The organism is Candidatus Profftia tarda (genome assembly GCF_904848675.1).
Taxonomy (GTDB): Bacteria; Pseudomonadota; Gammaproteobacteria; order Enterobacterales; family Enterobacteriaceae; genus Profftia; species Profftia tarda.
On sequence record NZ_LR890047.1, the window covers coordinates 149345 to 163634 of the forward strand.

General features: G+C 30.3%; 7 protein-coding genes. 3 read left to right on the top strand and 4 right to left on the bottom strand.

The features are described from left to right. Window positions 1–270 precede the first annotated feature (270 nt). From coaA to guaB, 3 genes are all read right to left on the bottom strand, one after another. A complete protein-coding gene (gene coaA, locus KTT71_RS00355) occupies window positions 271–1218 on the bottom strand; it encodes a type I pantothenate kinase (RefSeq protein ID WP_216782514.1) in 948 nt (315 codons plus the stop codon). Between the two features lie 968 nt (window positions 1219–2186). Further along, on the bottom strand, window positions 2187–3764 hold the full coding sequence (guaA, locus tag KTT71_RS00360) for a glutamine-hydrolyzing GMP synthase (RefSeq protein ID WP_216782515.1): 1578 nt from the start codon (window positions 3762–3764) through the stop codon (window positions 2187–2189). 100 nt (window positions 3765–3864) lie between these two features. After that, the gene (gene guaB, locus KTT71_RS00365; protein WP_216782516.1) at window positions 3865–5316 is read right to left on the bottom strand and encodes an IMP dehydrogenase; all 1452 of its coding nucleotides are present in this window, start codon (window positions 5314–5316) and stop codon (window positions 3865–3867) included. 777 nt (window positions 5317–6093) lie between these two features. On the opposite strand from guaB, the gene yjgA reads away from it, so the two are divergent. Continuing rightward, the gene (yjgA, locus tag KTT71_RS00370; RefSeq protein ID WP_216782517.1) at window positions 6094–6627 is read left to right on the top strand and encodes a ribosome biogenesis factor YjgA; all 534 of its coding nucleotides are present in this window, start codon (window positions 6094–6096) and stop codon (window positions 6625–6627) included. Window positions 6628–8350: 1723 nt separating this feature from the next. On the opposite strand, the gene queE is transcribed toward yjgA, so the two are convergent. Continuing rightward, on the bottom strand, window positions 8351–9022 hold the full coding sequence (gene queE, locus KTT71_RS00375) for a 7-carboxy-7-deazaguanine synthase QueE (RefSeq protein ID WP_216782518.1): 672 nt from the start codon (window positions 9020–9022) through the stop codon (window positions 8351–8353). A gap of 2393 nt (window positions 9023–11415) precedes the next feature. On the opposite strand from queE, the gene grxD reads away from it, so the two are divergent. Both grxD and pdxY read left to right on the top strand, forming a co-directional pair. Then, entirely contained in the window at window positions 11416–11766 is a 351-nt protein-coding gene (gene grxD, locus KTT71_RS00380) for a Grx4 family monothiol glutaredoxin (RefSeq protein WP_216782519.1), read from the top strand. A gap of 1118 nt (window positions 11767–12884) precedes the next feature. Then, window positions 12885–13745, top strand: a complete 861-nt coding sequence (gene pdxY / locus KTT71_RS00385; protein ID WP_216782520.1) for a pyridoxal kinase PdxY — start codon at window positions 12885–12887, stop codon at window positions 13743–13745. Window positions 13746–14290: the final 545 nt, after the last annotated feature.

Consider the following 14290-nt stretch of genomic DNA (forward strand, 5'->3'; position numbering starts at 1 on the left):
ATACATCTAGTCAAATATTATAAGATATTTTTAGGATTAAAATAATATGATTTAATATGAATGCATAGTAATATATAAAATAATTTTTAATAGGTTATACCTCTTGTTGAGCATATTCAAAGTGAGATCCACTTGCTACTGCAGAAATTTATTATGAATAATATAGATGATAATTCTATTATCATGTCCCTAGTTCCTATACTTTAAAAATATTATATACTTTTTATGGATCAATTATCTGAATTCCTGGTGAAGGATTTATAATATCTATCATCTACGTAAACGCACTTGCTCAATAACATGATTTTTACCTTTAGTAATAATTAAGCTTGCTCTTTTACGAGTTGGCAAAATATTTTGTTTTAGGTTTAATCCGTTAATTTTTTTCCATATATTTATTGCTATTTCAATGGCTTTAGCTTCTGGAATCTGAGAGTAGTAATTAAAATAAGAATTAGGATGAGAAAATTCCCTTGCTCTAAATTTTAAAAAACGTTTTATATACCAGCCTTGTAATAGCTCTTCAGATGCATCTATATATATAGAAAAATCTAGAAAGTCAGAAGCGAATACAGGATATGAAGTATGCAGATCATGAATGCTGCTTTGTAAGATATTTAATCCTTCTAGAATGAGAATATCTGGTTTCTGAATAATCTTATAACTATTTGGCACTATATCATAAATAAAATGTGAATATAGAGGCGCTATTACTTCTGGAGTACCTGATTTAATCTCTGATAAAAATCTAATCATATTATGGGTATCGTAAGATTGTGGAAAACCTTTCTTGTGCATTAGTCCACGATGTTGTAATACTTTATTCGTATGTAAAAAACAATCAGTAGTTAAAATTTGCACTTTACTATGCTCAGTCCAATGACTTAAGAGTACTTGCAATACTTGCGCAGCTGTACTTTTACCTACCGCTACGCTACCGGCGATACCGATAATATAAGGTACATGAGAATTATGAATTCCTAAAAAATTTTGTACTACAACTTGACGTTTTACGTCAGAGTTAAAATAGATATTTAACAAAAGTGAAATAGGTATATATATTTTCGCTACTTCTTCTAGGGAAAAATCTTTATTCATACTCTTGAGATTAGCAATCTGTTCTTCTGTTAAGGTAAAGGGTATAGAGTGACTTAATTCATACCATTGTTGGCGATTAAACTGTACATACTGTTCAGTAAATAATTTATCTTGCTTCATATGTCCCATGCTGCCTATGAGAAATAGTTTATAACGGCGGGAGACGCCAAAACTCGAGATGGATTAACGCACTACATATTATCATTGGATGAGTCTTAATTTCATAGTTTGTAGAAATGACTTAATACATACTATGAATATTCTTCTCTTGACAAACAACAGAAATAAAAACTATCGCTAGTATCGATTAACAAATTTTATACCATTTGGCTAGATTCAGGAGAATTATATAAATATTTTACTGAATATTATTACGTATCAGTGTTAGAGGAGTGTATTAAATAAAACAAAATTTTCGCGGATAGGTTGTCATTAGACCTGATTGAATTCTTTTTAAATATTATCTTTTTAGTAAATAACATTTTGAATTATAAAATAACTAATATGACAAATACTTAATGAAAATAAGATGCATAAGATATTAATCAATTAGTTATTTTATAGGTGCATGGATAGATATATTCCTCTTAATACCTTACTCAACTATTTAAAGATAATAATATAAGCTATAATGATTACAATATTTATTGTTTTACTAGTATAAAGCTATATTTAAATATATCTTTATAAATCGATACAATAATATTAAGTATGAGTGCAACGTGGTTAAATTTCATCATTTAAATTACAGGTTTTATTATTAAGATGAATATTTTCATATTTTATAGTACTCTAATACTATAGTGCTCCTCAATCCTATTTTAGCAAGACATTTTTATTTATTTTCGTTTATCTTTATATGTTTAAAGGGCATTATAAGATTTACTAAAGCAAGATTTTTAAGTATATATCAGTATGATAATAGGATTAAATATGATCAGGATGATAATCAGGCAGAACATTTACTTATTGATTAATAAAGACATAAAGTTGTATTTTACATCATAAAATATGAAATATCATATTAATAAATATAAAATTTAAAAATCAGGTGTTATTAGTTATGTAACAATCGTTTGAAGAGTATATTACTCCCACTCAATGGTCGCTGGTGGTTTACTGGAGATGTCATACACTACACGTGAAATGCCCGTTACTTCGTTGATTATGCGGTTGGATACGCATCCGAGGAAATCATATGGGAGGCGTGCCCAATGAGCAGTCATAAAATCTGTAGTTTCTACTGCACGCAAAGAAACGACCCAATCATATGTACGATTATCACCCATCACACCGACAGAGCGAATTGGAAGGAAGACGGTAAATGCCTGACTTACTGTATTATATAAGTTAGCTTTATGCAATTCTTCTATAAAGATAGCATCTGCATGACGCAGAATATTGCAGTATTCTTCCTTGATTTCACCAAGTATGCGTACTCCCAATCCTGGTCCTGGAAACGGGTGGAGATTTTGCATATTATATGGCTGACCTAGTTCTATATCTAGCTTGCGTACTTCATCTTTAAACAGGTTTTTTAGAGGCTCTATTAGACCCAATTTCATTTTTTTAGGTAATCCACCTACGTTGTGGTGCGATTTTATTACCCTTGCTTTCCCGGTTTTTGATGTAGCAGACTCAATGACATCTGAATATATAGTGCCTTGTGCCAACCATTTCACTTGTGGTATTTTAGAAGCTTCCTCATTAAATATTTCAATAAATACTCGCCCAATAGTTTGACGTTTATCTTCAGGATTTGTAATGCCTGCTAGCGCTTTTAGAAAACGTTTCGCAGCTTTAACATGTATTATGTTAAGACCTAGTTTTTCCCCAAACATTTCTGTCACTTGTTGGCCTTCATTTAGGCGAAGCAGGCCGTTATCAACGAATACACAAATTAGGCGTTTTCCTATAGCTAGATCAAGCAATAATGCAGTAACAGCAGAATCTATGCCGCCAGATAAGCCTAGTATTACTGAGTCTGTGCCGACTTGTTTGCGAAGGCTCCAGATAGCATCATCTATGATATTAGCAGGATTCCACAGTGCTTTACATCCGCAGATTTCTAAAATAAAACGTTTTAATATGCGCTGTCCCTGCCTGGTATGTGTGACTTCTGGGTGAAATTGAATACCATAAAATTTTTTTTCTTCGTTAGCTATGATTGCATAAGGACAATTGTCTGTGCTAGCTATAACAATAAAATCAGAAGGTATCTCAGTAACTATATCGTTGTGACTCATCCAGACATCTAAGACTGGAGTTCCGTCTTTTTTTTCAGAATCTCTTATGTCATGAAACATCTTGCTTTTTGCAATGATATTGACTTGTGCGTATCCAAATTCACTTTTTTCAGACTTCTTAACATAACCACCTAATTGCATCGCCATAGTTTGCATGCCATAACAGACTCCTAATACAGGCACCCCGGCGGTAAAGACATATTCTGGCGCGCGTGGGCTTTTTTTCTGTATTGTGCTTTCTGGGCCACCAGAAAGAATAATACCGTTTGGATTAAATTCTTGGATCTGTTCTACAGTAATATTCCAATCCCATAGTTTGCAGTATACTCCTATTTCACGTATGCGACGAGCGAGGAGTTGACTGTATTGAGAGCCGAAATCTAAAATCAGAATGCGATAATTATCAATATTTCTATTCATTTTACTCCTTATTATAAGATATTGCAGACAGGATAAGCAATTAGATATTGAGATTAGATACCAAGGTGAGTTCCCTATTTGATTGCTAGAAGTATGTATATCAACCCATAGGATAGTTGGGTGATTCTTTTGTTATTATTACATCATGAACATGGCTTTCCCTAATACCTGCGCTACTAATGCGTACGAATTCTGCTCTAGTACGTAACTGATCAATTGTAGGGCAACCAGTTAGCCCCATACATGCACGGAGACCACCCATTTGTTGTTGTATAATTGTTTTCAGATAACCTTTATATGCTACGCGGCCTTCTATACCCTCAGGAACTAGTTTATCTGCTGCATTATTATTCTGGAAGTAACGCTCGCAAGAACCTTTAGACATTGCTCCCATTGAGCCCATGCCTCGGTAAGATTTGAATGAACGGCCTTGATATAACTCTATTTCACCAGGAGATTCTTCAGTTCCTGCTAGCATACTGCCGACCATAACGCAGCTCGCACCAGCCGCTAAAGCTTTCGCAATATCTCCAGAAAATCTAATACCACCGTCGGCGATCACGGGAATACCTGTACCTTCTAGTGCATCAACTGCATCAGAAATAGCAGTGAGCTGTGGTACACCCACACCAGTTACAATGCGAGTTGTACATATAGAGCCAGGTCCAATACCAACTTTAACTGAATTTACTCCAGCTTTGACAAGAGCCTTTGCACCGTCCGCGGTTGCAATATTTCCTCCAATTATTTGTAAATAAGGGAATTTGGCGCGAGTTTCACGGATACGCTGCAGTACTCCTTCGGAGTGACCGTGCGAGGAGTCTATCAGCAGAACATCAATATCTGCCTCTACTAGAGCAGATATACGCTCTTCGTCGCTGGCACCAGCACCAACACGTAGACGACCATGCTCATCTTTGCATGCATTTGGTTTTCGCTCAGCTTTTTGGAAATCTTTAACTGTGATCATGCCACATAAGTGAAAACAATCATCTACTACTAGTGCTTTCTCAACTCTCTTTTCATGCATGCGCTCCAAAACTGCTGCACGTGACTCGCCAGCTTTAACAGTAACTAGACGTTCTTTGGGTGTCATAACTGCAGTTACTGGCTGTTCTAAATTGGTAACAAAGCGAACGTCACGTCCAGTAATTATACCAACAAGTTCTAGCGTGTTAGTGACTACAGGGTAACCAGCAAAACCATTGCTTTCAGTCATGCTTTTTACTTCACGTAAAGTAGTAGTTGGAGTCACAGTTTTAGGATCTTTTACAACTCCACTTTCATATTTCTTCACACGACGAACTTCATCAACCTGACGTTCGATCGACATGTTTTTGTGTATGAACCCAATTCCACCTTCTTGTGCTATAGCTATTGCTAGACGAGCTTCAGTAACCGTATCCATAGCTGCAGAGAGGATTGGAATATTCATGCGAATAGACGAAGTAAGATGAGTGCTTAAATCTGCAGTATTTGGCAGAACGGTAGAGTGTGCCGGAACCAAGAGGACTTCGTCAAATGTTAGCGCTTCTTTAATCATACGTATCATGGGCAATATCTCAGCATAGTAGTCAATCAGATAGATTTAATATTGCCGCGGCAATATACAGGCCGAAAAATAATTGCATCTACTACTTTTACATAAAATCGTAAATACAATTAAATCATATTAGTTATATTCTATTAATAATTTTGTTGGTAATAAATCTATCCTACATATTACTTTTCTTTTCCTAAAAATTTTACCGTTAGGTTATGACAGATCATCAGGAGATAAATATGATTGAATATCATATAGAAAAGAATTTGATTATTATGTGTAATAACCATTCACCTCATGCTTTTTTCTATAGAGAATATCATTGAACTCTGCAAAATAAGAATATATGCTCAAGTGCTCAACTTAATATTACCTAAAGTAGTAGTTAGTCTAGTATACCCCGCAAATATATTATGAATATAAGATATTGATTGGTTCGATCATCATATTATACTATTTCTATTAGTATTAGTGAATGATAGAAAGTATTTTAACCTACTTTAGATATATTACTGCTTACAGAATGAATTCGCATTAATCAATGATAATCTTATAGTATTATAATAATGTTATTTAAGGTGTAGATCCTATTAATTTTTAGAATTGTTATGTGATGACCTTCTTGAAAGATTAGATCAGGTTAATATGCATGCTATACAGTGCATTTATATGAAAAATATAAATTTATTACCCTTCTTGAATATATAAAAATCCATACACCATAAATCACTTAATTGAAAAATTATTTGAAATTAATCTTATATTCATAAGATTCAAGGAAAAGATATGTTAAAAGAAGTGTTAAAAAAAGATACAGACCAAGAGAAAGATAAAGATATTATATGGGTTAGCAAAAGCGAAATGAAACGTGATGCAGAATCACTGAAGTATTTTGGTGCAGAACTAGTAAGCATAGGGACAAAGATGCTAGATAAACTCCCTTTAGATGATGACCTTCGTTCCGCTGTTGAATTTGCTAAAGGTATTAAAAAAGAAGGGCGTCGTCGTCAACTGCAGCTCATTGGCAAGATGCTCCGTAAGAATTATGAGCTAGAACTAATCAAAACGGCATTGCATAAACTTAAAAAACAGAATAAACAAGATAATCCTATCGTTCATAAATTAGAACATATTCGTGATAGTTTAATTAATGAAGGGGATTCGGCTATTGCTAGTGCTTTGTTAATATACCCCCAATTAGATCGTCAGAAAATGCGCACGCTGATTCGTAATTTTAAAAAAGAGAAGACTACCAATAAAATATCTAAATCATCAAGACAAATTTTCCAGTATTTATGTCAACTGTCTGAAGATAAGTAAGATTACTATTATCTTTTTATTTAATCTGCTCTACAGCAAATAATTCTTATATTTTTATACTGAATGTAGTCAGATACATCCTAGGAACACCCTAGGCAATAAAATTTGCTATATATTAAATCTTCTGATGATAACTGTATAGTTCTCTTGAAACTAAGGAGTCTTTATAAGGAGTCTTTATGTAATAAAATATACTTATTAACTGATCTGAATATGAAAAATATTTGATTAAGCAGGAGTTACTAGCGTTATATTTTTATAAGGAAGCTATAAAACTATCTTCTACCAGAAGAATTATTATTCTTCCTTACTCTCTGCTATTATAGCAGAAGATAATCATGCAGGAATTATTCACGAATACTGTTGATTAAAAATAGATTATGTTTACTTTCATTTTTCTGTCGAGAACAGAGTATGGGAAAGGCATTAAAGTAAATATTCTTAATCCATATAAATACAACAATATTATGACAATAATGTAAACATTCTATTCGGTATGCGCTGATAAATGATATTTTTATTGCATATAGTGCTAAAATACCATCATAGTTGAAATAATATACTCCAAGTATGCACTATATCACTGATATTTGTCTTCCACAAGATGTATCAAAATAATCTTTATACGAATTTGTCTATTAACATTACTACTTACATTTTTTTACTAAATTTAATCTAATATACTAGCGTATCCTAAGGTAGAGTAAAAAAGCCTCTGCTCTATATAATGATATCTATGTTATTACTAGACTTATTTGCTATGATTGATAAGATATCATATTAAACATTTGAATAATCTTTACTCTAAGAACATCTCTAATATAATCACTATAACCTAAATTAGTATTTTAAAAGCATACAGGTTTTGCGAGAATCATAAGAAGATTGGATAAACAGATTAATATTTTGTTATAGATTAACATTATGTCCGAAAACTAAGATGTTATATAAATTAGTGTTTATTATGCTAGCATACGCAAGTATAAAAAAATTTTTATTAAGAATTATATTATATGGTATGATTCTATTCAGTTAAGATCTCAGGTATATTATCTATCTAAGCCATATTCTCTATATTGTATTACAGCAAGGCTTATAATACTGGTTCTGCTATCTAATCTTTTTAATCAACCCTGGTAATTTAGGCTATCATAGAAGTTATTAAATATCGTGTTACTTTTAGCTATTTTTAGAGTGTGCATACTTATCAATTTTTAGTAGGATATAAAAAAATTAAGTATTTTATAGCTATAATAAGCAAGAAATAATCTGTTTATTTTATCTGTGCCTTATATAGCATATAGATAATTACTGTTTTATATGAAAATTGTAAATTTTTGAGTTATTTTGAATATGATACTATAATTATAATCAACTTTTGATACAAAAATCTAATACTCATATAAGTTTAATAAAAGCAATTAGAGATAAGATAATCTGATTTAATTTTACTAGAACCTGTAAAAAATAAAAGTTCCTTATTGACTTAAATATGCTTTCCTGCATAGTCTTCAGTTATTACCATCTATAGTAATAAAGATATTATTCTTAATATAAGTGTACTTTAGCAAGTATCTAATTGCTATATCTGTATACAGATACAAATAGTAACTAAGGAAGATAAGCAGTAAATTACGTATTTTATTAAGTTTTTTAATTATAAAAAGGTATTAATTTCTTCTTGTTAGAAGATAAAATTTTAATTAAAAATTAAGGTTTTATATTATGCAATGTTTAAATATTTATGCATCTGGATCGATAAACGCCAATTTCTAGCAATGCATGTTTTTATACAAAGTTTGGTAGAGGTTTCCTTTTGGCTAATCGGCTGAAGTGATATTAATCTTTGCTTTTTGTCATTTAGTAGACCTAGCAATTTATCTAAATTTTCTATATCACTATTGCGGGATACCGGGTGCTTTAACTCATCAGAACGCATAAGTGAAGATTCTAGTACATTCATTTTACCCTTCATATTAATTTTGGGAGATACTGTAACCCAAGTTTCCTCAGAGCAAAGAATTTCATGAGTTCCGCTAGTTTCAATTTGGCAAGATAAACTCTCCGTACTCATTAATTTTGTGAGGGGTCTTAAATCATGTATGCAGGGCTCACCTCCAGTAATAACCACATGGCGAGCTGTATAGTTACTATTACGCATAATTGTTAATATTTGTTCGGAAGCTGCCCAGCACCATTCATCGTTTTCTTCGCTTTTCATCATAATGTCGTTTATGCTGACTTCATATTTAGGTGAGTGTTCCCATGTATATTTAGTATCGCACCAGCTACACCCTACCGGACAGCCCTGCAATCTAATAAAAATAGCTGGGACACCGGCGTATACGCCTTCTCCTTGAATGGTTTCTACAAATTGATTAACAGGATAAAACATTAGATACTCATAATTATAGTTTAAGAATTTGATGTTCATTACAACATTTAGAGTAAGAACACGTATTCTATGCTTTATAGCATACTTTTTTACTCTTTCTTTTGTCAATTTTATATCAAGGTAATTTTTGATGATAAATATCTAGTTCAATGTATCTGCTAGATACATTCTATAAATAATATGCATATATTAATCATTCCTTTCTAGTAACAGTTTTATATTATTATCATAATACTGTAATATCTTCTTATTATGATAACAGTATTTTTCTATTATAGAATATAATATTGATATTATTGAAGTAGAAGAATGCTAGGATAGTTTTTATCTGACAAACTCTATAAATGCTCTTAATTATATTCCTATCATTAATCTTTTACAATTATACGAATAACATATTAACTATTATTTAGTAATAGCAGTTAGTTATATAAGCGTATCTTTTAGAAAAACAGGCCCATAATAATAATATTACTGCATTTATAATTGACTGACTCTATAATGCATTGTACATGTTTCATTGAGTTGCTGCATTGTAATTGTCTTTTAAGATCATAAAAGAATGATTTTATATCTTGTATGATTTTATTAATTTATTTTAACTCTATCATGATTAAATAGTGATGCCTAAACTTATATGTTATATTGATTTTTCTTTTAGTATAAAACAAGATGACCTAAGATATACTTGAATTGATAAAAGAGTCAAATTGATTTTAACGTATTGTAGTAGGTTTATTTTGTTAAATACTATGATTAATATGAGCAAGAAGATCTAAATTATATAATTGGTTTACGGCAATGATGAGAGTCATTCCGTACTTCATTTATTTTAATGCTTATTAGTTAAGCATTAATCCTGTTCAACAGTAAATACAATATTTTAACATACATAATTTGCTTTAATTATGATCTTCTAAGAGCATATATGAAAGTAGCATTACTTGTCCTAGTATCAGTATAAAAATACTGATACTAAATTTATTGAGCCTAAAACAATAACTTACGCAAATCTTTTGATTTATACACTTTCTATTAACATTGGTTTCTGATTTTAAAAAATAAATTCTATCATCTTTTAATCAATTAGAAGTACTTGAATAATTTTATCTAATGTTAAGTTTAATAGCCCATTACAATATTTCTAATCCTCTTGCATGAGCTGCTTGCAGTATGGAGTACTCTATATTTATTAGATAATAACATTGAGGATGTCTCAAAATATTTTCCGAAAATGATTAATTATTTTGCAAAACTCAAGTGATTGTTTTCCCTTAAATTAAAGAACAATATATCTACATATTGCTTAAGTATGAGTAGTTTTATAAATTCATCTATCAATTTAATTTTATTATATATTTGTATTGTATATTAATAATATAATCTAAATGAAGAGCACTTATCTATATCACATGTATCAATTCTTTGTTAGATATATTATGCATTCCATAACTTGTTTGTATTTATTGTATGTTGATGCAATTATGGTCTTCTTTATTTATAAAGTGATGATCTCACTAAGTATCTGATTATTTATCGCAGTTTGCCCAATCTGCTTTATACTATCGTGCAAGAAAACTTCTAATAGCCTATTTTAAGTTTTTGCTCAAGAAATTTTTATATAAATTGGTAATCAAATATAAAAAATTTCTTTTGATCCAAAGTAATAATTTAGTACTTTCCTGATCAAGCATTCTGTTATCTAGTAAAAGTAGATATTTTATATATCATCCATAAAGATTTAAAGCTAATAGTATTAACAATTGATGTATGAATTAAACTTCTGAGGAATAAACTAGTATAGATAACTTACATGATATCCTTTGTACTCTAACGTAATGCATAACGATATTATGCTGTATCTGATATATTGTATGAATAATAAACCTTAAGGTATAGTTCAATTCATGAACTATACCTTAATCTTGCTGCCTGACAAATAAAGTGCATATTAGTATTGCTATATGTTATATTTAATACTTTCTGTATAATATAGGAATAATAGGGTTAATCCAAAAGTATTATTTTGGACAAATTTTATTTTTTCAAATGAGGAGGTAATAATGAGAAGGATCTTAAAGAAAATTCGGCTATTTGATAAATTATCTATCATATTTTATAGCATAAAGTTCTGATTATGTTTATGGATAATCAGCGGATAAATTTAATTGGTTTTATGCAAAATTTAACGCAGAAATATTGCTTATTAAAAATATATATCTTAATATTCGTTGTGTTTATTCTAATAGATTTTTATGATTATTATATTTATCCCTCTATTTACATGGATCTTCTGAGTCTGCCTCTTTACTCAAAAGAGTAGAGTTTAATCATTAAAGATGCAACTTGCATGATATATTAAGCCATAATTTTGGCAGAGGAAAGAAAGCGCTATGACTACTCTTGAAAAAATTACACAACAACTTTCGCAAAACCCTATTATTTTATACATGAAAGGCTCCCCACAATCACCTCTCTGTGGTTTTTCTGCTCGAGCCGTCAAGGTATTATCTGCTTGTGCTTGCGGGCAAAATTTTTCTTATATAGACATACTACAGCATCCTGATATTCGCACCGAGTTACCAAATTATTCTAATTGGCCAACTTTTCCCCAGTTATGGATTGAAAATGAGCTTATTGGTGGTTGTGATATAATGGTAGAAATGTATCGTTCTGGAGAGATCCAGCAGCTAATTAAAGAAATTTCAGCTAAATATTATATTAATCATATAGAAGCGCAATGATCAAAAAATTGCTATCACATTAAAATATAGTAAATATATTGGGGCCAGAGCACCCATTAAATAACGTACTATGCTTATCATAATATTTATATTGAAGTGACAATATAAATATTATGATATATTTTGTTTATTGCGTATAAAAATGATTAGGTCATACTAAGTATTTTAAGAATTTATCTTTTAGGTCAATGCAGTTTAAGCGATAGCTTAATAATATGCAAAATAAATTAATTCAATATTATTAGCATATGCAGTGTGAGTTTTATAAAAGTTCACTTAATTGTATTAACTGATCTATTCAAATAGATGTTATTAGCATAATTACTTCCTCGTTTGAAAATATGAACATTTTTCTAAAATAATATTTTTTGGATTAATCCTGCTATTTCCATTTATATAGAAAGAATCAGATATAAGGATCAATCAATAATTACAATGATTCTTATTAATGATCTTCTGAAAGAATTATCAAAATAATTTTAAGAACCTTTAAAGTTAAAATATTTTTATTCTGCATTATCTTTACAATTTCTTTTAAAGAAAAACTATATTTTGTCATTTGGTAGAAAGTCCAAAAATAATGTGCAAAATAAGAACAAACGCAAAATAAGATCAAATATCTTTTGATAAACGATCATGGTCCTTGTGAATCTCTCCACCAGTTCTTATGCTTTATAATCGAAGAGTAATCTTATTATGAGATAAATATTACCCAATACAGATAAGGTAGAATTATTTATTTCTGTAACGTTACAATTAAGTAGATATTAAAATGTTTATTATGTGATACAGTTTAACTACTATCTTTTCAGATATAATCTGATTGAAAAAATAATTTTTTATTCTATAGTAAATAATTAAAATATTATTTTTCCCATTTATTCTGAGTCACATACATTATCTGAACATAGTCCAGCTAGATAATTTATTAATAATTAAATATCTTATTTTTAAGATATAAAGCATATGATTATGCGCACTTACTACGCTTAAGACATAGAGAGCGAGTAATCAACAGAAATATTTAATATATTTATATAAATTTAGACTGATAATATTTTGTTTTAAGTACTCATAAAAAGAGCAAGTGTATAGTGTAAGTGATGCAGGTCTCATCTATGAAAAATATCCTATCTATACAATCTCATGTAGTTTTTGGTCACGCAGGAAATAGCTCTGCTGTGTTCCCTATGCGTCGCATGGGTGTTAATGTTTGGCCACTGAATACTGTTCAATTTTCAAATCATACTCAGTATGGCAGGTGGACTGGGTGTTTGATGCCTGATAATCATTTAAATGAAATTGTTCAAGGAATTATAAATATTGAGCAGCTTAAAAATTGCGATGCTGTATTGAGTGGATATATTGGTTCACCAGAACAGGGCAGACATATTCTCGATATTGTGCGCAAAGTAAAATCTGCAAATCCTAATGCTTGGTATTTCTGTGATCCGGTCATGGGTCATCCAGAAAAAGGTTGTATAGTTGCTCCCGGAGTCGCTGATTTTTTAGCTTGTGATGCTATAAAAAACAGCGATATTATAGCTCCTAATTTGCTGGAGTTAGTGAAACTTACTGGACATAATATCAAGTGCGTAGAAGACGCACTTACTGCTGCTCGTAGTATTATAAATCATAGTAATAGAATAGTTTTAGTTAAGCATTTATCTTATGCTGGTTATTATAAAAATTGTTTTGAAATGATTTTAGTAACAGCTGATGAAGCATGGCATATCAGTCGTCCTTTAATAGATTTTGGTGATCGTCAGCCCGTTGGTGTTGGCGATTTAACTAGTGGTTTACTATTAGTAGGAATGCTTCAAGGTAAATCACTAAAAAAAGCATTTGAACATATGACTGCAGCAGTTTACGAAGTTATTTTAACCACTAAAGAGATGGGTTCTTATGAACTACAGCTAGTAGCTGTGCAAGATCGTATAGTTCAACCAGTTCATCAGTTTTTCGCAGTAGCACTGTAATTACCTATCTTATAAATTAATTTATGTAATAATTAATTAACAATAACTCAATCATATAATCAGATATTGTTTTACATAATATCTATAAGTAAATATTACTTGATTTAATAGAATAAATTCTGGTGTATTCTATGATATAATTATGCAATCTTTTATGCAATTGCTATTTAATGGCTTTATATAGTTTTAATAATTTTTTAAAAAATTTTGGAGATATATACTAAAATATAATAATTATTATTCTCTAACTCAGGAGGAAGCATATTGAATAGTAATCTACTATAAAAAGGAAGCCATGCATCCATGACTATTATTTTATTTTATCTTTTACGCACGAAATTTTGTGCAGTAACAAATTTATCGCATCACTTGATAATTTAATGACAATATGAATAAATATGAGCAAATTTGTATTTGGCGTCTAAAGGCGCGCTCTATCATATGTAATATTCTTATTTATTGCTTTTGCTATAATTCCTGATATTTAAGCCCTGAATCTTTTGAAAGACAAAGACAACTAATTGTAAAATCAACAGTAGGTTACT